Annotated in this window: 16 protein-coding genes; 11 read left to right on the forward strand and 5 right to left on the reverse strand. The window is 43.9% G+C overall.

The genetic code is table 11. The features are described from left to right. Positions 1–70: 70 nt before the first annotated feature. The 9 genes from QUB11_RS22990 to QUB11_RS23030 all read left to right on the forward strand — a co-directional run bounded on the left by QUB11_RS22990 (position 71) and on the right by QUB11_RS23030 (position 14,930). Positions 71–1,222, forward strand: coding sequence for a DUF262 domain-containing protein (locus tag QUB11_RS22990; RefSeq protein ID WP_333206146.1), 1,152 nt, complete (start codon positions 71–73; stop codon positions 1,220–1,222). Next, entirely contained in the window at positions 1,219–2,370 is a 1,152-nt protein-coding gene (locus tag QUB11_RS22995) for a DUF3696 domain-containing protein (RefSeq protein WP_333206145.1), read from the forward strand. Before QUB11_RS22990 ends, QUB11_RS22995 begins: the two co-directional genes overlap by 4 nt. Positions 2,371–2,373: 3 nt before the next feature. Beyond that, positions 2,374–3,315, forward strand: coding sequence for a hypothetical protein (locus tag QUB11_RS23000; protein WP_333206144.1), 942 nt, complete (start codon positions 2,374–2,376; stop codon positions 3,313–3,315). Between the two features lie 155 nt (positions 3,316–3,470). After that, positions 3,471–4,094: a restriction endonuclease subunit R gene (locus QUB11_RS23005; protein WP_333206143.1), complete on the forward strand. Its 624-nt coding sequence runs from the start codon at positions 3,471–3,473 to the stop codon at positions 4,092–4,094. A gap of 73 nt (positions 4,095–4,167) precedes the next feature. Further along, entirely contained in the window at positions 4,168–5,445 is a 1,278-nt protein-coding gene (locus QUB11_RS23010; RefSeq protein WP_333206142.1) for a bifunctional sterol desaturase/short chain dehydrogenase, read from the forward strand. Positions 5,446–6,211: 766 nt separating this feature from the next. After that, a complete protein-coding gene (locus QUB11_RS23015; protein WP_333206141.1) occupies positions 6,212–7,114 on the forward strand; it encodes a glycoside hydrolase family protein in 903 nt (300 codons plus the stop codon). Between the two features lie 41 nt (positions 7,115–7,155). Further along, a complete protein-coding gene (locus QUB11_RS23020; RefSeq protein WP_333206140.1) occupies positions 7,156–8,058 on the forward strand; it encodes a peptidoglycan-binding protein in 903 nt (300 codons plus the stop codon). 149 nt (positions 8,059–8,207) lie between these two features. After that, positions 8,208–10,328 (forward strand): caspase family protein, encoded by a 2,121-nt coding sequence (locus QUB11_RS23025; RefSeq protein WP_333206139.1) that lies wholly within the window; start codon positions 8,208–8,210, stop codon positions 10,326–10,328. Between the two features lie 84 nt (positions 10,329–10,412). Next, on the forward strand, positions 10,413–14,930 hold the full coding sequence (locus tag QUB11_RS23030) for an nSTAND1 domain-containing NTPase (RefSeq protein WP_333206138.1): 4,518 nt from the start codon (positions 10,413–10,415) through the stop codon (positions 14,928–14,930). Here QUB11_RS23030 and QUB11_RS23035 read toward each other — a convergent pair. From QUB11_RS23035 to QUB11_RS23045, 3 genes are all read right to left on the reverse strand, one after another. Further along, the gene (locus QUB11_RS23035; RefSeq protein WP_333206137.1) at positions 14,907–15,098 is read right to left on the reverse strand and encodes a hypothetical protein; all 192 of its coding nucleotides are present in this window, start codon (positions 15,096–15,098) and stop codon (positions 14,907–14,909) included. The two genes, QUB11_RS23030 and QUB11_RS23035, sit on opposite strands and share 24 nt — an antisense overlap. 120 nt (positions 15,099–15,218) lie before the next feature. Beyond that, on the reverse strand, positions 15,219–15,698 hold the full coding sequence (locus QUB11_RS23040) for a hypothetical protein (protein WP_333206136.1): 480 nt from the start codon (positions 15,696–15,698) through the stop codon (positions 15,219–15,221). A 278-nt stretch (positions 15,699–15,976) separates the two neighbouring features. Beyond that, entirely contained in the window at positions 15,977–16,576 is a 600-nt protein-coding gene (locus QUB11_RS23045; protein ID WP_333206135.1) for a glyoxalase-like domain protein, read from the reverse strand. Positions 16,577–16,695: 119 nt separating this feature from the next. Between QUB11_RS23045 and QUB11_RS23050 the strand changes: the two genes are divergently transcribed. Next, entirely contained in the window at positions 16,696–17,100 is a 405-nt protein-coding gene (locus QUB11_RS23050; RefSeq protein ID WP_333206134.1) for a gamma-glutamylcyclotransferase, read from the forward strand. A 20-nt stretch (positions 17,101–17,120) separates the two neighbouring features. Here the strand turns inward: QUB11_RS23050 and QUB11_RS23055 are convergent, their stop codons facing one another. Both QUB11_RS23055 and QUB11_RS23060 read right to left on the reverse strand, forming a co-directional pair. Continuing rightward, positions 17,121–17,840, reverse strand: a complete 720-nt coding sequence (locus QUB11_RS23055) for a response regulator transcription factor (RefSeq protein ID WP_333206133.1) — start codon at positions 17,838–17,840, stop codon at positions 17,121–17,123. 85 nt (positions 17,841–17,925) lie between these two features. After that, on the reverse strand, positions 17,926–18,501 hold the full coding sequence (locus tag QUB11_RS23060; protein WP_333206132.1) for an ATP-binding protein: 576 nt from the start codon (positions 18,499–18,501) through the stop codon (positions 17,926–17,928). Between the two features lie 223 nt (positions 18,502–18,724). Here QUB11_RS23060 and QUB11_RS23065 point away from each other — a divergent pair, with 223 nt between their 5' ends. Then, a complete protein-coding gene (locus QUB11_RS23065; protein WP_333206131.1) occupies positions 18,725–21,253 on the forward strand; it encodes an NACHT domain-containing NTPase in 2,529 nt (842 codons plus the stop codon). Positions 21,254–21,386: the final 133 nt, after the last annotated feature.

The following is a 21,386-nucleotide window of genomic DNA, read 5'->3' on the forward strand; positions in this document are numbered from 1 at the left end:
CGGATAATCATTCAAGTTTTATTAGGACAAGACGGATTGTAATAAAAGTTAACACAAAGGAGTATTCCCTATGGTAAGTCAGCCCGAACTAGAACAGCAACTATCCAACCAAGATTCAATTGATGACTTAAATTTGAGTCAAGAAGAAGATAACGGTGATGAACCATATGAAAAAGACAAATTGATATACGATCCTGATGAAATTAATATTTTCACCAGAGAACCAACTATCGAGCAACTTCTAAGAAGAATCGACGAGGAAGCTCTTGATTTAGCACCCGACTTTCAGCGCTATGCAAACATCTGGAAAGATGACGCTAAAAGTAGACTGATTGAGTCGATCCTGATTCGTATTCCATTACCCGCTTTTTATATAGATGCAACTGATGAAGATAATTGGTTAGTTGTAGATGGATTGCAGCGGCTCTCTGCTCTAAAGCAATTTATGAACGATAAAACACTTAGATTATGCGGACTAGAATACTTAACCAATTTTGAAGGTAAAACTTATGATGAAATTGAACGCAGATACCAGCGTCGTATTCAAGAAACTCAAGTTACAGTTTATTTGATTGAAAAAGGTACGCCTCCTGAAGTTAAATATAATATTTTTAAACGCATCAATACAGGGGGATTACCCATGACTCCCCAAGAGCTCCGCCATGCTCTAAACCCAGGTAAGGCAACAAAGTTTTTAGCTAAACTTGCTACATCTCATGAATTTCAGCAAGTTACCAAATTGAGTAATTTGCGTAAAATGCGGATGGACGATCGGGAATTTATACTCGGTTTTTTAGCATTTACGCTTACATCTTATAAAGATTATCAAGGTGAAAAAAGGAATTTATTTTTGAGTAAAGCATTATATAAAGTTAATAATATGTCTGAAGCAGAATTACAAGCCATTGAAAAGAATTTTAAAAAAGCTATGGTTGCAGCCTGGGAAATCTTTGAAGAAAATGCCTTCCGTAAAGTATCTCAAAACCAGAAAAGAATCTTTCCAATTAATAAAGCATTGTTTGAAGTTTGGTCAGTTAATCTCAGTTTACTTAGCGACGAGCAAATTGATATCTTAAAGCAGCACAAGGAGCAATTGATTGAAAAATTTAGAAAGTATGTAGATAGCGATCGAGATTTTCTGACTTCTATCTCTCAGGCTACGGAAAAAATCGAGTACAGATTTAGGATAATTGAAAAAATAATTCAGGAGGTTCTGGCATGATTACTTCGCTGCACTTGGTCAACTTTAAACCTTTTGCAAATCAGTTATTGGAATTCAAAAAACTCACTTTATTTTCTGGTTTAAACAGCACGGGTAAATCTTCTGTCATGCAATCGCTCTTGCTGCTGCGCCAATCTTACCAACAGGGCTTATTGCCAGAAAAAGGGTTGGCGCTTAATGGGGATTTCGTGAATATTGGTACTGCTCAGGATGCACTTTTTGAGGGAGCAAAAGAAGACTTTATTGGTTTTAATATTGTTTGGGAAAACAACAGCGAGGGGAGATGGCGTTTCAAATATGACAAAGAGGTAGACGTGTTGAAAATTGACTCGGAACCAGTTAGCTCAGAATTGTATAAATCAAATCTTTTTGGCAATAAGTTTCACTATCTTCAGGCAGAACGGATTGGGCCGCGCCCATTTAATGAAATGTCAGATTACCAAGTACGACAGCTCGGTCAACTCGGTATCAAAGGTGAATATACTGCACATTTCCTTTCTGTTAAAGGGGGAGAGACTATTCCTAATAGTAGTCTCAGCCATCCCAATGTAAAAAAATCCAAGACTCAACCTGGTGCACCTTTAGTAAAATCAATGGATTTAATCGACCAAGTTGAGGCGTGGATGGGAGAAGTGAGTCCGGGTACGCGACTCAAAATTGATGCCAAATCAGATGTCGATTTGATGAGTTTTCAATATTCCTATGGAGATAGCAATCCTTACCGGGCAACTAATGTGGGATTTGGAATTAGCTACACTTTACCGATTATTGTAGCGGCACTTGCATCAACACCTGGTACAATCATTTTAATTGAAAATCCTGAAGCGCATCTCCATCCGAAAGGACAAGTTAAAATGGGTCAATTATTAGCTTTGGCGGCTAGCGGTGGCGTTCAAGTTGTGATAGAAACTCACAGCGATCATGTTTTAAACGGGATTCGCCTTGCGGTTCACGGGGGCAAAATTGACCCGAAAGATGTTCGGTTGCATTACTTCCAGCGTCAAAATAAAGAAGGACAAGCTGTGACTGAGGTAATATCGCCAAAAATCGATCGCAACGGACGAATTGATCGATGGCCGGATGGTTTTTTTGATGAGTGGGACAACAGCTTGGAGATTTTGTTGGAACCTGCGGTGGAAGGAGAATAAGCGATGGATTTGGAGATGGTGTTTAATGAACTGTCTGCACGAACTCTTGCTCCTGATATTTCTACGGCACGACAATGGATGGCAGAATTGATTAGGACGATGGTTGCAGCTAAAGGCTGTGGGCTGAAGGGAATTCGCATTCAAGCAGATTTTCATGCTATGATTCTTGCTGAAAGCTATCCTCTTTCTCGTTGGCGTAACGATCCTGAAGTTAATAAAGACGAGCGGACTTTTTTGAGAACGCTTGCAACTAAGACCCCTTTATCCGTTGATATTCCAGATATAGAGATTAAAATAAAAGTTGAAGACCCTGGTTGTGAGTTGAGTTTACAGGGTATTCAATCCGAAAGCTTTAAAGTTGCTTACTACCTTGAAACATTAGTCATTAGTCTGCATTCAGAATTGCTGTGGAATGCTAGTCGCATCAACTTAGATTTGATACAAATTGATGAGAATGGAGAGCTAATAAAAGAAAGTGTAGAGGTTCTTCATGCTAGTCAGAAAAACCACGTTCTCGAACACGCTAATTGGATTCAGAAACGTCAGCAAACAGGAGTGGCTGACGGTTTGGAGCTTTGGAACCGTCGAGCTGAGTTATTCTCCAGCCTGGAATTTTGCGATCGCGTCCGCCAACAGATAGAAAGCCTTGTCGATCCGAAAATGTTACGACAAGTTGTCAGAAAGTTATTTGAGCTTGATGAATTATCCAAAAATTGGACAGACGGAGCGCTAAATTTGGATAACCTTCCTAGTAAGGCATCTCCAGAGAGTGAGTCAAGGCTTAAGGAGTTTAGAGAGCAACTAAATATTCAGTGTCTTGACGGGAAAAAGCGTATTTTCAGTTTACACGTCCGCATGACATACAAAGTTTGGCGACTCCATTTCTGCACAGAATTAGGGCCCGGAAAGATAATCATTGGGTATATTGGCCCCAAAATAAAATAATTTACAGCGACTTGTGCTCGCAAATCCCAATGAACAGACATCTGGGCCAAATTAACTTACTCAGAATTTCATCGGCGTTCATTTGCGTTCATCTGCGGTTAAAAATTCAATTATGCTAAACTTATTAATAACCATAAACCCCTTTATTAATCATCATGCAAAAACTACAATTAAGAGATATCAACCTCCGCTATCTAATCGATAACTTCGGCTTGCAGCGAGTTCGCAACAGCGAATTTTTCCGAGAATGGCAAGAAAACTTACCCGAAGTAACAGACTCAGAAAAACAATTGCTCGATCGCGTCCAAGACATATACTTCAACTTGGTAGACAACCCGCCTGTATTGGAAAATGCAGTCAAGCTAACAATCATCAGCCCCATTTTGTTTGTTGCCGGTCTGTATGAGTCTCCTTTTCAAGTCAAAGCCGAAAAGTCGATATCCATTCAAGAGGAAGACGAAGGCAGAATCATCGAAGGCAGAATAGATATCCTAATTATGAAAGCAAACTTGTGGGTGACAGTAATTGAATCCAAACAACTTTCGTTTTCAACAGACGAAGCACTCGCACAACTCCTGACATATATGCTGGCATATCCGAACCCAGAAACTCCTACTTTTGGAATGATTTCCACAGGTGCTAACTTCAATTTTGTCAAGTTAGTTAGAGGCGAAACTCCCCAGTATGCGCGATCGGCTGAATTTGTTATTTCCAATCCCGGCAATGAATTGTACCGCGTTTTGCTGATTTTAAAACGCCTGAGTCAACTGCCAGACTAGCAATAAAAGCCATTTTGAGTTATCTTTCAAAACAGACAATCTCTAATATCTCAAATTTCAAACTAATGTGAGCATGGTAAATTACTGGATAGTCGGCGCTGTGGCAATAGCTTCTGTCTGCTGGGCAGAAATAATACGAGACTTTTATCACGTCGTGTCCCATTATTGGGCACCGCTGCAAAAGCTGCACACTTGGCATCACCGCGTTTTCCGCCCGAATTTGACCCCCGTCAGCGAGACAATTTACAAGCAAGCACACTGGCGTCACGACGTGCCCGAAGGTGCGGCGATGATGGTTTTAGGCTTGTTGCTGTGGGTTGTAGCTTATTTTGGGCTGCCGGAATATCACTGGGGTGCAGCAGCCGGTTGTATTTATACTTTAGGCTTTTTGTTGAGCGCGATCGCCCGCGGATGCGGCATCAAAGGTGCAGACGAATTAACCGACATCACCCACCAACCGGGAGACTTCCTTACTCCCCCTGGCAAGTGGTTAGTTAATAAACCTTATCACTGGCGACATCACTTCGACAATCAAAATGCTTACTATTGCGGTACTTTCACCTTAATAGATAAACTTATGGGTACAGCACTTTCTCTCAAAGGCAAAACTGTAGCCGTCACCGGTGCATCGGGAACTTTAGGGCGTTTGCTACTCAAACACCTGCACAAAGCTGGTGCAAAAGTGATCGCCCTCTCATCGGGAAATGAGGAAATTACTTTGAATCTAGACGGCGAAAGTTTACCTGTAAAAACCGTAACTTGGCAAGCTGGCCAAGAGGCAGACTTAGCCCTATTGTTAGAAAAAATCGATATTCTCGTCATCAATCACGGGATTAACGTACAGGGAGAAAGAACAGGAGAGGCGATCGCCAACTCCTACGAAATTAACACTTTTTCCGCGTGGCGGCTGATGGAACTCTTTTTCTTAACAGTCCGCACTAACGAAAACATCGCTTGCAAAGAAGTCTGGATCAACACTTCCGAAGCAGAAGTAATTCCCGCTGTCAGTCCCCTGTACGAACTCAGCAAGCGCGCCCTCGGAGATTTAGTCACCCTGCGCCGGCTAGATGCACCCTGCATCGTTCGCAAACTGATTTTAGGGCCGTTTAAAAGCAACTTAAACCCGATCGGCATTATGTCTCCAGATTGGGTAGCGCAGCAAGTTGTCAAACAAGCTAAAGCTGATGCCCGCAATATCATCGTGACAATTAATCCTTTGACTTTTATCATTTTTCCCGTCAAAGAGTTTTTTGTTTCTCTCTACTTCCAAATCTTCAGCCGGAAAGGGATTTCAGAGATAAAGGAAGCTGCGGCATCTGAAAAATCTAGCGTTGAATCTAAGATTAATTAATCAACCAAAACCCGGTTTCCGCAGGGGCGGTGGCTGTGACTGTCCGCCCTGCTGCTAAATTCCACAAAACTAAAGCCTTTCTCGCATCGTCACGAGTAAGCTGACGCCCCCACTCCCACAGTCGCAAACCTACTCTTCTAACTCATTGGGTCAAAACCGTTGGCGGGGAGTGGAATCAAGAGCTGTTTCGGGCCCCATTTCCAACAGCGTTATGCTTACTGATATAAATTATTGAATATTATTACTAACTATTGTCTCTCCTGATTCACTTCTATCCGCACGGGGTACTGTACGCTACCCGTTGCTGGTGCGGAATGTGGGTGTCAACTATGGTCGTTGGTTAGTTGATAAGCTGTTCAGCATTTAAATAAAATGTCAACAAACAATCTAAGTCTTGTGGGGAGTAGGGGTTGGGCGTCTCGCCCGCCCTAAATATGCAATTTAAATGCGTGACAGCTTACATCCAAGACTCATAAGTGTAATTTGATAGTGGTGGAATTGGGCGATCGCGATCGTTAAATAGAACAAGCAGCACACCGCTCTCGATCGGCAAAAATAAATTTTTGTAACGGCTGGAGAAAATCCCGGAATTTACTTTGGGACAGACGTAATTAGTGAAATCACTGGTCGAACAAAGACTTTGGATAACAAGTATGAATTGATAAACTCTTTTCACACGTTGTCAGAGGCAGGCAAAAGTTTGGCGATCTGGATCTTCAGGATGGGTGTTTCGCTCGAATCTACGTTTTAAGAAGGAAAAACTCAAATGCCAAGAAGAACGCTTGAAATCTTCGGCGATGGTCGCGTGTACGAAATAAAAGACGACCTAGCCGTTAAAGTCACCGAGACAAATGGGCAAGTAAAAGCATTAATTGATGCTTTAAAGTTCAGCGTGGCTAAAACATACAACATTAATCCTCCAGAAAAACAACCGCCTGATGTGGCAGAACGCAGAGGTTCAAAGCCAATCAATGGAGAAGGCTTTAAGCTTCTAACTACGTTTGAAGGATGTAAGCTAACTGCTTATGATGACGGCGGTGGAGTTTGGACAATTGGTTATGGACACACTGGCAACGATGTTTTTCCAGGACTGACGATTAGCCAAACGCAAGCAGAAGAATTGCTGAGCAAAGATTTAGAAAAATTTGAATCCTTTGTTGAGGATGCCGTTGAAGTTCAGCTCAATGACAATCAGTTTTCTGCACTGGTTTGTTTCTGCTTCAACGTGGGGCCAGGAGGTTTTGGAGATTCAACTCTTCTGAGGCTTTTGAACGAGGGAAATTATCAAGGAGCAGCTAATCAGTTTCCTCGCTGGAATAAGGTAAATGGTGAACCCTGGCTAGGGCTGACACGCCGACGATTGGCTGAACGAGCACTGTTTTTGGGAAAACCCTGGCAGTCATTCTTAACCTATGAAGGAACAGGCGAAGAAGTAACAGGTGAAACAATCTCAGAAGCACCTCGCACTTTGAAACTCACCGATCCTCTCATGCAAGGTGAGGATGTTCGTCAAGTGCAAGAAGCTTTGAAAACAGCAGGAATTAATCTCGAACCTGATGGATTCTTTGGCAATGATACTGACAAGGCAGTGCGGCAGTTTCAGCAGCAGAAAGGGCTAATGGCGGATGGTGTTGTAGGTGCCCAAACACGAAAAGAATTGGGACTATAACATCGATTGTGTAACCAAATTCAAACTCATAGGAAAAAACCATGACTGACTCAAGCGATCTTCTCTTTAATCAACCTGTAATTGTCGAGGCTTGTGAAGAATTTGTCGAACGGGATATGTTGGGAATTAAAGGCAGTTTTCCCGGATTGCTCAAAGATGCACCCATGTCTTCGACTGCGGTGGTCAATGGCTTATCTCAGCAGTTGATATATCAACTCCAACTAATTGTGCCAGATGCCTTTGTGAGTTTTGATGACCTCAATGTAGACTTGCTGGAGGCAGCCTTTCCCTATGTACAAGCCCCTGCAAAACAGGCACTCCAGAGAGCGATTCAAGATCGAGGTCAAACTATGCAGGTGAACTCTGCCTACCGCACGATCGCTCAGCAAATGCTGCTATACAACGATCGCTTCAACAACTCTAATCCTGTAGCTCCACCGGGAGCCAGCAACCACCAAACTGGGTTAGCGATCGACATTGAAGATGCAACAGGCTGGGAAGTTTATTTAATGCGGTATGGCTGGAATCCATTACCGGGCGATCCACCTCACTTCGATTACCAAGGTGGCGGCACGATCGATCTTCGCAGCAAATCAATACTCGCATTTCAGCAGCTTTGGAATCAGAACAATCCTAATGCAAAGATTAGCGAGGATGGCGGTTTTGGTCCTCAAACCGAGAATGCCCTTAATCGTTCTCCTGCTCCAGGGTTTTCTAAAGCGCCGTGGGATGGCAAACCCAGAACCTTGCGCTTGGCGATGCCCCGAATGGAAGGTTCGGATGTACTCAAGCTTCAGGAGGGTTTGAAAAAGGCTGGGATTGTAGTTGGGGCTGATGGTGAATTTGGGCCAGCAACAGATAAAGCCGTCAAGGAATTTCAGCAGAAGAAGGGGTTGAAGCCAGACGGCATTGTCGGATCAAAAACCCGCGAGCTAATGGCTTGAACTGTTCGCTATTGAATGAACCCAACTTTGAACAGAAGGATACGTTGCTGAATGGGCAGAGTTTTCTGAAAAGCTTGAAATTGCGGCTCTATAACTCTGTAGCTCGGCAACTATTTAAATTATAAAGACACACGGAGTAATGAAGAGAAATGGTAAGTTTATCTGAGAAAAAATCGAATATTTATGCCTTATTAATTGGCATCGATTGCTATAAGCCGAATCAGTTGTACAAGGATCTTAAAGGATGCGTTCGTGACATCAATCTTGTAGCAGACTACTTTTTAAAGACGGTTAAAATTCCATCCGAACGGATTTTCAGGCTGACTTCTCCCAATCCTGAAGTCGCTGAAATGATCGCAACCAAAGACCCGGAACCAACTTATGAAAATATTGTGGCAAAGTTTCATGCCATTACAGAAATAGCTCAGCCGGGAGAGCAGGTTTACATTCACTATTCTGGACATGGAGGACGGACGACAACTATTTATCCAGAATTGAAGGGGAATGACCAATATGATGAAGGTATTGTGCCATCAGATATTGGGGCTGGAGGTCGTTACCTACTTGATGTGGAATTGGCGATGCTGTTGAAGCGGATGACAGACAAAGGGTTGATTGTCACCCTTGTCTTGGATAGCTGCCACTCTGGAGAAGCAACTAGAGGCGACGATGTTGCAATTCGAGGCCCCGGAGAAACCGATACAGCACCGCGAGACTCCGAAAGCTTGGTTGCCCAGCGACAAGAGCTGATCGAAAACTGGCAGGCTCTGACTGATGGAATTCCTGCAAGTATTACCCCCGGGCAGTGGCTTCCTCAACCTAGAGATTATGTATTGCTAGCTGCCTGTCGTCCTAGCGAGTATGCTTACGAGTATGCGGTGAGTGGTAAGGATCGACATGGGGCGCTGACGTACTGGATGATCGATACGTTAACCAGTAGCCCTTCAGGATTGACGTACAAAACATTGCACGATCGCGTCAGTGCGAAAATTCAAAGCAAGTTTCCTCAGATGCCAATGCTCGTGGGCGAGAGCGATCGCTTTGTCTTCGGAGTTGAGCGCGGATCTTTACAATATGCCGTCAACGTGCTTGAGGTAATTGAGGCAGAGGTAACAGAGGCAGACTCAGAACCGAAGAAAGTCGTCAAGCACGTTCGGCTGAATGCGGGGATGGCAAACGGTCTCAGTCCAGGTTATCGTTTCGCAATCTATGCGTTTGGCACGACAGATTTTACCCAGAAAAATAAGCAATTGGCGATCGTTGAAATTGCCAAAGTTGGTGCTTCTGATGCCTGGGCAGATGTAATTGAAGTGCTACGTCAGGACAAGATTGACCAAGGTTCTCAAGCAGTGATGCTATCAGCCCCTGTCGATTTGGTACGGGGAGTACGCCTTTTCAAAAAAGAGGTTGGTGAGAAAGACAATGAACTGCCTCAAGCAATTGCGGACAAGCAAGATAATGCACTCTCAGCAGTCGAGGAAGCACTGGCAGGAAATGGCTGGTTGAAACTGGCGGATGCACAACAAAAGGAAGATTATCTAGTTGCGGTTAATCCACTCGGTGAGTATGAGATTTGCGTTGGCACGCCCATTAAAAACCTGCTACCTGCCCTGAAGATTGAGCATTCTGAGGCTCCGCAACAGGTAGTACAGCGTCTGGTACATTTGGCAAAATATCAGGCAATTCAGGAGTTGAGCAATCAATTTTCTGAGTTGACTAATCAGCTAGAAGTGGAATTACTCACACAACCAAACTGGCGACCAGGGATGCCTAAAAAACCGCAGTCATTTACCGATCCAACTAATTTAGTTGTGAAATCGGGTGAATCTACATTTTTGCGAATCAAAAATATTTCGTCTCAAGTTTTAAACATTACAGTGCTGAATCTGCAAGCAAATTGGGAAGTTTCTCGCCTGAAGATCCGAAATCAAGAAAGCTCTTTTTATCCACTCAATCCCAATGACGTAATTTTGGAGGCACTGAACTTTGAGCTACCCAAAACCGAGAGATACAACCAAGCTAGGGAAACGCTGAAAGTTTTTGCGACGATCGGGAAGAACGATTTTCGTTGGCTGGAGTTACCCTCACTTGATGAAGAAATTGCATCAAAGGCCGGACTCTATCGTGACGAGAGTCCGCTTGGGAAACTTCTGGCTGCGGTGGGTGCGGATGTTGACGAACCTCCGTTTCGATCGAGACCAGCAGTACCGATATTCGATCCGAGTCAAGAGTGGACAACAAAGGAGATTCAAATATCGATCGTGCGATAGATGTTTTATTTCGCTCCCCGTAGGGACACGGCATTGCCGTGTCCCTACCCCTACAAACTCTTACAAATCTTTTGGATGCGTTATATGTCAGAATTCACACACAGCTATGCTTTAGTTATTGGAATTAACGACTACATCAACGGTATTTCTTCACTCCAAACTGCTGTCAATGACGCCACAGAAATTGCCCACATTCTCGAAACCGAGCATGATTACACCGTTACTCTGCTTCGGGATGGCGAAGCTACCCTCAGCAAACTTCGGCAGGTATTAGAGATAGAATTGCCGCAACAAATTCAAAAGGGCGATCGCTTCCTCTTCTACTTTGCGGGACATGGGATTGCCCTCAACGGCGAGGATGGCCCCGAAGGCTATCTGATTCCTCAAAACGCTAAGTTTGGCAAGGCTAGCACTTACCTGCGGATGTCAGACGTAAATCAAGCCCTACTTCAGCTTCCCTGCCGCCATTTCTTGGGAATTCTCGACTGTTGCTTTGCGGGTGCTTTTCGCTGGTCGAGTACGCGCAAAGCGATTCCGATGGAACAGGGTACGATCCACAAAGAACGCTACGATCGCTTCATTCAAGACCCCGCATGGCAAGTTCTTACTTCGGCTTCCCATGACCAAACTGCACTGGATGCTTTTAACCTGAAAGACGATCGCGGACAAATTGGAAGCCATTCACCGTTTGCCTCTGCGTTGATAGAAGCACTTGAGGGTAAAGCCGATGCTTTTCCACCCGCCGAACCCGGTAAGCCAGCCGGGGATGGTGTAATTACGGCAACCGATCTCTATGTGTATTTGCGCGATCGGGTTGAAATTGCCACAGAAGCACGTGCCATCCGCCAGACGCCAGGGATTCATCCCCTCAAAAAACACGATAAAGGCGAGTATATTTTCCTGACACCAGGACACGCCCTGAATCTACCACCCGCACCACCATTGGATGTTTCCAAAAATCCCTATCGCGGCTTGTCACCCTTTCAAGAGGAACACCACAAACTGTTTTTCGGTAGAAGCGAACTAATCGAAAAGCTACAAAATTTTGTCAAAACTAATCCCCTAACAGTGGTTTTGGGTGCTTCTGGTGCGGGTAAATCTAGTTTGGTGAAGGCAGGATTAATTCCCGAACTACGGAAAGAAAAAACTGAAAAATGGTATTTTATGCCACCCATCCGTCCTGGTAAGACTCCCTTGCAAGCTTTAAATAATGCTTTGAAACAAATTCAATTACCAGAGGTAGAGCCACAAAATCCACAGCATAACCTGGTAATGAGCATTGATGTTTGGGCTAAAAAATTCCCCAATTTTAAGTTATTACTGTTTGTTGACCAAAGCGAAGAAATTATTACACTCTGTCAAGATGAGGATGAGCGCAAGGAATTTTTCCAACAGATACTTCAAGCAATTAACGCCCATCGGGATAAATTACGGGTAGTGTTAAGCCTACGTTCTGACTTTGAACCCCAAGTCAGAGATGCTGGCTTAAAGTTTTTCCCCACAGTCCTTAAAAAAGAAGTAGGAAACACTGACACTGAGCTTAAAAAGCGTTGGCTCAACGGACGATTTATTGTACCAGCGATGACACGAGCCGAACTACGCCAAGCAATTGAGAAACCCGCTGAAGCACGGGTAATGTATTTTCACCCCCACGATTTAGTAGAACAATTAATTAATGAAGTGGCGGATATGCCGGGAGCATTGCCTCTGCTTTCCTTTGCCCTGAGCGAACTTTATCTCAAGTATTTAAAGCGACAACGGGATGCAGAAAACGGAGGGCTCACCATTGACCGGGCGCTGACTCAAGCAGATTATCAAGCTTTGGGAGGAGTAATCCTATCGCTGACTCAAAGAGCAGATGAGGAATATCAGGCGTTAGTTCAAGAAAATCCAGCTTATCAAAGAGTTATCCGTCATGTGATGTTACGAATGGTTGCGTTGGGTGGGGGTGAATTAGCGCGTAGACAAGTCCAGTTATCGGAATTGGAATATCCCCCAGAAAAAAATAGTTTAGTTAAGGAAGTAATGGAGCGTTTTAGCACAGCCAGGTTGTTAGTGAAAGGGCAAGATGCAGAGGGAAATCCCTACGTGGAACCCGCCCATGATGCTTTGGTGCGGGGATGGGAAAGGTTGCTGAAGTGGAAACAGGAGGAACAAGAAAGCTTACTGCTGCAACGACGGCTAACTCCCGCAGCGAGGGAGTGGAATAGCCTTAAAAATAAGGACAAAGAACAGCCAAAAGGGATTCTAGACAGGGCTGATCCTGTTTTGGATTGGTTAGATGGACGACTCTTGACTATCGAAAACTTAGTGAATAAAATTCCTGCTCAGTTTGCTCGACTATTACGCCGCGCTCAAAATCAGCAAGCGCAATCGAGAGAGAAACCCGTACAGTTTTTGTGGAATGCGAATCCTTATCTCGACGTATTGGATAAAGAACTCAAATCCGATGACAACTGGTTGAACCACGTAGAAGCTGAGTTTGTGCAGGAAAGTGTTTTGCAAAAACGCCAGAATAGTAGTTGGCGGTGGCGCATTGCGATCGCAGTCATGCTGGGATTGAGTGCGTTAACCATTGCCGCTTTGATTGGACAGCGCAATGCCCAAATAGGTCAAGTTAGTGCCTCTAGAGCATCTGCTGAAGCAAATTTTCGCATCAATGAACAGTTAAATGCTTTGGTCGATAGCCTCCGTAGTAGTAAAAATATTAAGCAGATATTTTTACCTGATAATGACCTACACAGTCAAGTGGGACAAACCCTGCGAAATATGTTCTATGGCGCAAAAGAACGCGATCGCTGGGAAGCACCTCCAGGTATCGTATTCAGGATGTTTTTTACTAGGAAGCGCCAGTTACTTGTTATTACATCAGAAAATAATAAAGTTCGGTTGTGGAACAAATATGGCAAACCAATAGCCGAGCTACAAGGGCAAGAAGGTCTATTTCCTGGGGGTATTAGTGTTAGTCCAGATGGTAGTAAAATTGCTACTGCAACACAAGACGGAATACTACGCTTGTGGGACTTAAAAGGCAAAAAATTAACTGAATTTAAAGCACACCAAGGTGCGAGGGACGGCATCCCAGCGATTGAATATATCAGGTTTAGTCCGGATGGCAACAGAATTGCTACCACTGGAAAGGACAACTCTGTAAGCTTATGGGACTTGCAAGGTAAAAAGATAAGGGGAGGCAAATTACCAACATCGAGCATAATTGGGCTTGGTCTTAAGCCCAGTGGTGAACTACGAATAGCTACATTAGACACAGACAAAGACCGCATTAAAGTGCTGGATTTATCGAACCAAAATTCCCAAGAGGTAGCGGCATTTAAAAACACCTTTGGTACTAACTTAATAAAAGTCAGCTTTAGCCCCAATGCCAAGCAAGCGATGATTTTTTATGGAGAAGAGTCAGAAAACGCTAGCTTGTGGAATTTTTCGGAACCGGGCAAACTAGAAAATGTAGAAGGAAGAATTAGTCGGGGTGGCAGTTTTAGTCCAGATGGCAATAAATTAGCTGCGACGGGAGTTGATGGTACTGTCAACTTTTTGAACGAAGATGCCAAGGTTCAGAGCAAATTCAAATTGCCTCAAGGCAGAGTGAAGATGTCTACTTTTAGTCCTGATGGTAAGCAAATAGCTACTTTAGGGGATGACAACAATATCCGCTTGTGGGATTTAGAGAAACAGCCTTTATCTAAACCTAAACTGGTTCAAAACCGAGTAGAAAGTATTAGTTTTAGCTCTGATGGCCGGACAATTGCTACCGCAGATTCAGAAGGTGTTGTGCGCTTGTTGGACTTACAAGGCAACCAGATCAAGAAATTTACAGGGCTTCCCAAAGCTACAAGTGTTAGTTTTAGCCCTAATGGTCAGACAATTGCTACCACAGGAGATGGGGGTATGGTGCGCTTGTTGGATTTGCAGGGCAAGGTTGTAAAAAAATTCCAAGCACATCCCGGGAAGGTCACGAGTGTCAGTTGGAGTCAGGATGGTCAGAAAATTGCCACTATAGGCGATGGCGGTGCTAACAATCCAGATAACGAAAGTCAAACATTAGACGACACTTTAGTCCGATTATGGGATACTAAGGGCAACCAGTTAGAAGAAAAGAAACAAGAAATATTCACTAACACCTTCCAAGGCGTTAGTTTTCAATCCAATGGCAAGCCACTATTACTTAATTTTGTTAGTAATGGAGACGCAGGCGCAACTTATAGCAATGTTGATTTATTAGACTTTTCGGGAAACTTAACTAACTTGATCCCAGGACGGCAAGCTGGAAATGAATTTGGTTCTGTCAAGATTAGCTATGATGGCAGCTTACTCCTGACTACTTCAGGCAACACCATCGGTTTGTGGAACTTGAAGGGCGAAAAATTGATGGAATTTTCCTCAGATAAACAGATCAAAAGTCTTAGCCTTAGCCCTGATAACAGTATGCTGGCTGTGATTGGAGAGGATGGTACTACTGAGTTGTGGCGGCTGGGAGAATTCGATGAACTGCTCTCGAAAGGTTGCGATCGCGTGCGTGACTATCTTGAGAATAACCCCAATGTTAGTAAAAGCGATCGCCACCTATGCGACGATGTGCCAAAGTAGTTGGAAAAGATAAAAGTTTTTAACGGCGTAGCAGCTATTCGTCAAATATGCGTAGATAAGTGCGATCGCCTCTGAAAATTCTTGGTACAAAAGTGCGATCGCCCGACAAAACCTCTGAGTACAAAAGTGCGATCGCGTCACAGAGTTTTTATGATACCCTGGACGCACGGGTGGTCAGAAACCGGGTTTTTTGCGAGAAGATGCGTTACAGCGCGCAGATTTGGTAAAAAACCCGGTTTCTTTGGTCGGAGTGCGTCCAAGACTGTATTACCCATCTTTGTATAAAGCTCAGATGGCAGGTTTTACTAAACTTTTCTCCCAAGTCTCGCAAATTGCATTAGCACCTGTCTTTGCAATCTTTTTTATAATTAGAGTTGCCAGGAGAGTAGCAACAGCAGGAGCTAACCCAACTCCACTGGCTAAAACCCGAGCCAACATCCCAGCCGCTTTGGTATAGTTCTGATTTATGGTTTCATCTAAAATCTTCTGAGTCTCTGCATCGTCTCCGAGGGGTTTGCACATAAGTTGGTAAACTAAGGGGTTGACGCGATCGAACAACTGGCGACCAGCATCTAAAAATCTTGGATCGATCGCTGCTCTAGCCGCAACGTTCACATCAATAGATTCCAAGGAAGCTGGGTCTACCCCTTTGGCTCCACGTCCAGCAACATCATCCCCTATGGCTTGTACGCGACAGCCTAGCTGAGCTTCCAATACATCATCATCCAGCTCCCACAAACTTTCCACAATGGCTTCAACTTCTGTCATTTCTACTTATCTCCAGGGTTTAGTTAACAAGACTGTTACTGATTATTCTGGGAATATACAAAAATCTCCGGAAACCAATCAAGGTAGTTTAGCCAAAATATAGTGATATTTCAAAAATCTCAACTATTCTTATCATTTTTTGATTGAGCGACTATCTCTCTGGAGATGAGCCCTGTTCGCGACTAATATCATTCCGGCCCAGCCGGAATGATATTACCCAACAAAAGAAGCCGGGGGTAGCGCGCGAGATCGTTTTACTTTTAATTAGAACGACCTACTTAATTACTAACCTCAGCCATTTCAATGACGCGGCCGTCGTAATCCTTGACCAAAAAATTCAGTGGCTTTTCCCGGCGAATTTTATAACTAATGCCGCGAGTTTGTACCCTCATCAATAGCTGATCCAAACATTCGCGATCGAAACAAACGTGACGCGGGCGATTTTTTTCCCCTACACCCGCCCCGCTAATAATGTGTAGTTGGGTATTTTTCATCAACTGATACCACAAACCATCGGGACTCCCCATTGTTTGAGAGCTCGTTGCCCTCCCGACATTCGGCGACAAATACAGCGGATCAATACCAGTTGTCCCCAAAGTTTGCTCGTAATTGTAGTAGTAGTGCAGCGGCACTTCTGCTACTGGCAGGTTTAGCATACCTTCATAGAACTCCCTCGCTTGTCCGAGATCCGATACCATCACCGTGTGTACCTTCGGAGCACTGGTGAGAAACATCCACATCGCCCCCGCATAGGCGGCCAGCAGCATCACCATAATCCCTTGAGTCGAAAACAAGCTGTCAAGGGGCAGGAACGGCAAAAAAGAGCTCAAGTACAAAGGCCGAAGTCCAAAAGCAATAAAACTAACTGCTAGAGTCATGAATTATAAGAAAGGTAAACAACGAAATTTATCAAGATTGCAGTCGCGATCGCCCGCGAGACTTAAACTATTAGCTTAGCCATCTATGTTAGCAAAAACTAGCGGTTAGGCCCTACCCGATGAAAGTCTTTGTCTACGGCACTCTCAAACCGGGGGAGTGCAACTACCTCCGCTACTGCGAAGGAAAAGTTGTGAATGCTTACCCCGCGATCGCCCGCGGTCAACTTTTTGCGCTGCCGATCGGCTATCCTGCGATGATGGCCGGAGATGGCACAGTCTGCGGTTTTCTCCTCTGTTTCGCTTCCTCGGCTATTTTGGACGATTTAGACCGATTGGAAGACTATCATCCGCTGCGGGAACCGACACAAAACGAATATCAGCGACAGGAAATCGAAATCTTCGATCGACACCTCAAACCTTTAGGCACGGCTTGGGCTTACTTCATGTTACCCGATCGCGTTCGTTCCCTAGGAGGCATCTGGCTGCCCCACGGCACGTGGGAAAATAGGTTTTTCACCAAATAAGGTGGTTAATGCCGATGAGCTTAGTAAATTGCCATTGCCGTGCGATTCGGCGGATCGAACCTGTAACCGTAACCCCGAATAGTTTTAATAAACTGCGACGCATTAGCATCAACTTGAATCATTTTCTTGCGAATCTGGCCGATATGCACGCTAACAACTTGCTTTTCTCCTGTGTCGTCGCAGTTCCACCCCCAGATTTTTTCGATTAGCTGTTGGCGACTCCAAGATTGATTGGAATGACTTGCCAAAAAATACAATATCTTAAATTCCAAGGCTGTTAACTTGATAATGCGATCGTTGAGTGTTGCTTCCCGACGCGCTGAATCGATCGCGAATTGATCGAATACAATACGTGATGAAGTGACAGGCCTCATCCGTCTCAACACAACTTCTATACGAATTGCCAACTCCGCCAAACCAAAGGGTTTGCAGATATAGTCATCAGCACCTGCAGACAGGACTTTAATTTTATCACCTTCGTCTGTGCGGCTGCTTAGCATAATCACAAAAACATTAGTACGGCGCTGCATTTCCTGGCAGAGGTGATAGCCTGTAGTATCCGGCAAATTCCAATCGAGAACTACTAGCAGTGGCTTGAATTTCTCAAACAATTCTAAAGCCGTCTCGCCATCTGCTGCCGAATCTACTTGATACTTCTGATTTAAAAAGCGATGAACTAGATTGCGGATTGATGAGTCATCATCCACAACGAGAATCTTGGGAGTAGTATCAGTAGTCATAACAAAAAAGTTTCTTCCTAGGCTCAATTTAAAGCTGGTAATTACAGAACAGCTTTAGTGAAGCGAAAATCCCAGATCCTTCCAACTAATACAGAATTTTTTCCGGCAATTCTTCTTTCAACTTCGCTTGAATGTCAAAAGGCTCTCCCCAATCCCAAATTTTTACTTCTAGGTGTTCGTTAAATACCATTATTTCAAGCTCGATCGGAGTTTCTAATGGCAGATTTTTGTGAGCGTGGCGAACAGCATTCGTAAACCCTTCAATCACAGCCAGTTTACACTGATGCAAAACGAATAGGGGAATAGGTAGAGGATCTAACTGTTCAACCCACGATAAAACTTGAGCAACAGCCTTGATATCAGTATTTACTTGAAGGCTAATTTTTTGAACTTGCTGGTTACAACTTGGCTCGGATTGGGGAAATCGTTGCTTTTGAAACCAGAAATTAAAGCTGGTTAAAACATCGATCGCCCGCTTAAAAAAACCATCTTGAATCCTGGGTGGGAGTGGTACTAGACCAGGCTGCTGATAATAAAATTTTACAATGAACAGACAGTTCCGACCGCAAGAAGTGCGGGTATAACTTAGCTCATCGGCAATTTTGCCAATAATTTTTATACCTATCCCGCCTGACGGGATGTCATCTATGTTATGTCTCATGGTGCTATCCTTTGTCATCATTTAATGTGTACTTTTTTACCTAAAAAAGAGAGTGGCATTCTCAACGATTAAGTTTGCATGATTTATGCCTGACTTTTCCCGTATGCCGTGCAGTTGTTGTCAGGATCATTTTCTCTTTGTTGCTGGGGTCTTGACAAACTCAGTTTGCGATCGCTAAACTGAACGAAAACTGACATTGACAATGAGATAAGTAAATTATATAATGACTACCCTCAAAGCCTCTGAAGAGGGATTAGTAAAAATTAAGCAAGCTAGAAGAGAAAGGGGATCGACTATAGAAGACCCCAGATGGCTAGTAGAAGCTAGTAAAACATTAGAGCCTGATCGAACTTGGACAGAGGCAGGCCCTTATGCCGATGGTCTTTCGCTGCCCACTTGGAGGCGCTTTTTAGGAGGAAGAGAACCAATAAAAGCCAATGCTTTCAAGGCTTTCTGCACGGTTTTGCAGTTGAATTGGGAAGAAATTGTCGATCGTCCTCCTTTAGCCCCCCCTTACCAAGGGGGGGTTGGGGGGGTTAGAGATTTTTGCCAACAGGATATTGATTCGGTAGTGGAAGAGATACGGCAAAAATGCCACAGCAAAATCCAACAGCTTTACAGCAAAATGCAACTGTTGGATATTGCACAGCCCGTTGATATCAGCAAGCTCTACGTTGAAGTCAACATTTTGGAGGAAATTACCAGTTGGCAGCCGGGAGAAATTAGCGATTTACTCAGAGAGTTCAACCCAGATGCGGATAACTTTAACCGCTTGGGATTAGGTAAAATATGCCAGAAACGAGTACCAGGATTGGATGCGGTGAAATCTCACTCTAAACTGATGGTACTCGGCAAACCGGGTTCCGGTAAAACTACTTTTTTGAAACACATCGCTATTCAGTGCGATCGCTCAGAATTTGAAGCACACAAAATACCGATTTTTATCTCTCTGAAAACCTTTGCTGAAATCGCTAATCTTGACTTATTAGAATATATCAGCGACGAATTTGCCAGTTGCGGAGTTGAGGCGCGATCGCAAACTGAATTCGTACTCAGTCAAGGCAGAGGCTTGATTTTATTGGACGGCTTAGATGAAGTGCCAGAATCAGATAGCGATGCAGTCGTCAGACAGATTCGTCAGTTTGTCCAAAAGTATTACAACAATCAGTTTATAATTACCTGTCGAATTGCCGCTGCTAAGTACCGATTTCACGACGAAGCCTTTACCTGTGTTGAGGTTGCCGATTTTAATAACAAGCAAATTGCTGCCTTCGCGCTCAATTGGTTTGTGGCATTTTCCCAGAATATTGAGGCAGGGAAAGCTTTAGCATCTCAATTTGTAGAGACGCTGACACTGCAAAAAAATCAGCAAATTCGAGAACTGGCAGTAACGCCAATTTTGCTTAATCTGACTTGTTTAGTATTCCAAGCGAAAGCAGATTTCCCATCCAACCGAGCCAAGTTGTATGAGGAAGGACTGGAAATTATGCTCAGAAAATGGGATGAAACGAGAGGCATTCAACGGGATGAAGTTTATCGAGATTTGAATTTGTGCCGCAAGAAACAGTTACTTGCTTTTTTAGCAGCTATTACTTTTGATCGGGGCGATTATTTTTTTGAAAAAAACACAGTTCAGCAATTGATTGCCGACTATCTGGCTAACTTACCCGATGCCACAACTGACCGCGTTCAGTTAGAAATGGATAGTGAGGTAGTCCTGAAGGCGATCGAGGCACAACATGGATTATTAGTGGAAAGGGCAAGAGGAATTTATTCGTTTTCTCATCTAACATTTCAAGAGTATTTCACTGCCAGAGAAATTGTTAACAATTTGGCTCCACAAGCTTTGGAAAAACTGGTCAGCCACCTGACCGAGAAGCGTTGGCGAGAAGTCTTGTTCTTAGCAGTTGCGATGTTGGAAAAAGCTGATGACTTGTTGTTGTTAATGAAACAGCAAGTTGATGGGCTGGTCGCTGATGATGAGCAGTTACAGCAATTCCTAATGTGGGTAAGAAATAAATCTTTTTCCATTAATGCTCCCTATCAACCATCAGCTATCCGTGCTTTTTATCTTGGTCGAGAGGTAGAGCGCGTTAGTAACCCTCGTTCGGACTTGAATTTTGACCTAAATTTGATCCGTATTCTTGCTTATGCCATTGACCATACCTTTAAACCACCCCTTGAACTTTTTTTCTTGGACTTTACTTCTTATTATGACAATGAACGTGACTCTGGCTTGGCTACTGAACGCCACTCTGACTTGGCTACTGATATTGTTCTTGATGTTGCAATGTTTTATGCAATTGACCTTAATATTCCCTATACTTATGCTGCTGCATCAGGTCGCAATCTTCTCTCTATCCTCGCCTTTACTCTCAATTTAAATCTGGAACCAGAATTGAAGCAATCTCTGCAACAACTCAGAGACAAACTATATGATTCAGCATACACAAACAGAATACAGGAGTGGTGGAGAAGCGAGCGGGAGTGGTGGAATGCTAAAGGTAAAGATTGGACTCAGCAATTAATAAATCTGATGATTAAGTATCGCAATATAGGTCACGATTGGCAGTTCAGCCAAGAGCAAAACTCATTGCTGAGGAAGTATTACGATGCTAATAAATTGCTCGTAGATTGCCTCAATAGCGGTTGTAATGTATCTCCTGCTATGCGGCAGGAAATTGAGGAGACATTGCTGTTGCCGATCGCACATATCCAAAAAATCGGTGACAAGTGCGATCGCCCGCTCTAATTCCACTCGCTACCTACTCCGATATCAAGATGCGATCGCCCCACAATTCGTCATTCAAACCCACATTCCGCACCCCCAACTGGCACATACGCGGATTGAGGGGGTAAAAGTGAATCATCCGAGACAAAGCGTG

The sequence above is a fragment of the Microcoleus sp. B6-A1 genome (assembly GCF_036705085.1).
Lineage (GTDB): Bacteria > Cyanobacteriota > Cyanobacteriia > Cyanobacteriales > Microcoleaceae > Microcoleus.

Excerpts from the sequence above, each read along its gene's own strand:
- QUB11_RS22990 (WP_333206146.1), top strand. The coding sequence starts at position 71 with ATGGTAAGTCAGCCCGAACTAGAACAGCAACTATCCAACCAAGATTCA.
- QUB11_RS22995 (WP_333206145.1), top strand. The coding sequence starts at position 1,219 with ATGATTACTTCGCTGCACTTGGTCAACTTTAAACCTTTTGCAAATCAG.
- QUB11_RS23000 (WP_333206144.1), top strand. The coding sequence starts at position 2,374 with ATGGATTTGGAGATGGTGTTTAATGAACTGTCTGCACGAACTCTTGCT.
- QUB11_RS23005 (WP_333206143.1), top strand. The coding sequence starts at position 3,471 with ATGCAAAAACTACAATTAAGAGATATCAACCTCCGCTATCTAATCGAT.
- QUB11_RS23010 (WP_333206142.1), top strand. The coding sequence starts at position 4,168 with ATGGTAAATTACTGGATAGTCGGCGCTGTGGCAATAGCTTCTGTCTGC.
- QUB11_RS23015 (WP_333206141.1), top strand. The coding sequence starts at position 6,212 with ATGCCAAGAAGAACGCTTGAAATCTTCGGCGATGGTCGCGTGTACGAA.
- QUB11_RS23020 (WP_333206140.1), top strand. The coding sequence starts at position 7,156 with ATGACTGACTCAAGCGATCTTCTCTTTAATCAACCTGTAATTGTCGAG.
- QUB11_RS23025 (WP_333206139.1), top strand. The coding sequence starts at position 8,208 with ATGGTAAGTTTATCTGAGAAAAAATCGAATATTTATGCCTTATTAATT.
- QUB11_RS23030 (WP_333206138.1), top strand. The coding sequence starts at position 10,413 with ATGTCAGAATTCACACACAGCTATGCTTTAGTTATTGGAATTAACGAC.
- QUB11_RS23040 (WP_333206136.1), bottom strand. The coding sequence starts at position 15,698 with ATGACAGAAGTTGAAGCCATTGTGGAAAGTTTGTGGGAGCTGGATGAT.
- QUB11_RS23045 (WP_333206135.1), bottom strand. The coding sequence starts at position 16,576 with ATGACTCTAGCAGTTAGTTTTATTGCTTTTGGACTTCGGCCTTTGTAC.
- QUB11_RS23050 (WP_333206134.1), top strand. The coding sequence starts at position 16,696 with ATGAAAGTCTTTGTCTACGGCACTCTCAAACCGGGGGAGTGCAACTAC.
- QUB11_RS23055 (WP_333206133.1), bottom strand. The coding sequence starts at position 17,840 with ATGACTACTGATACTACTCCCAAGATTCTCGTTGTGGATGATGACTCA.
- QUB11_RS23060 (WP_333206132.1), bottom strand. The coding sequence starts at position 18,501 with ATGAGACATAACATAGATGACATCCCGTCAGGCGGGATAGGTATAAAA.
- QUB11_RS23065 (WP_333206131.1), top strand. The coding sequence starts at position 18,725 with ATGACTACCCTCAAAGCCTCTGAAGAGGGATTAGTAAAAATTAAGCAA.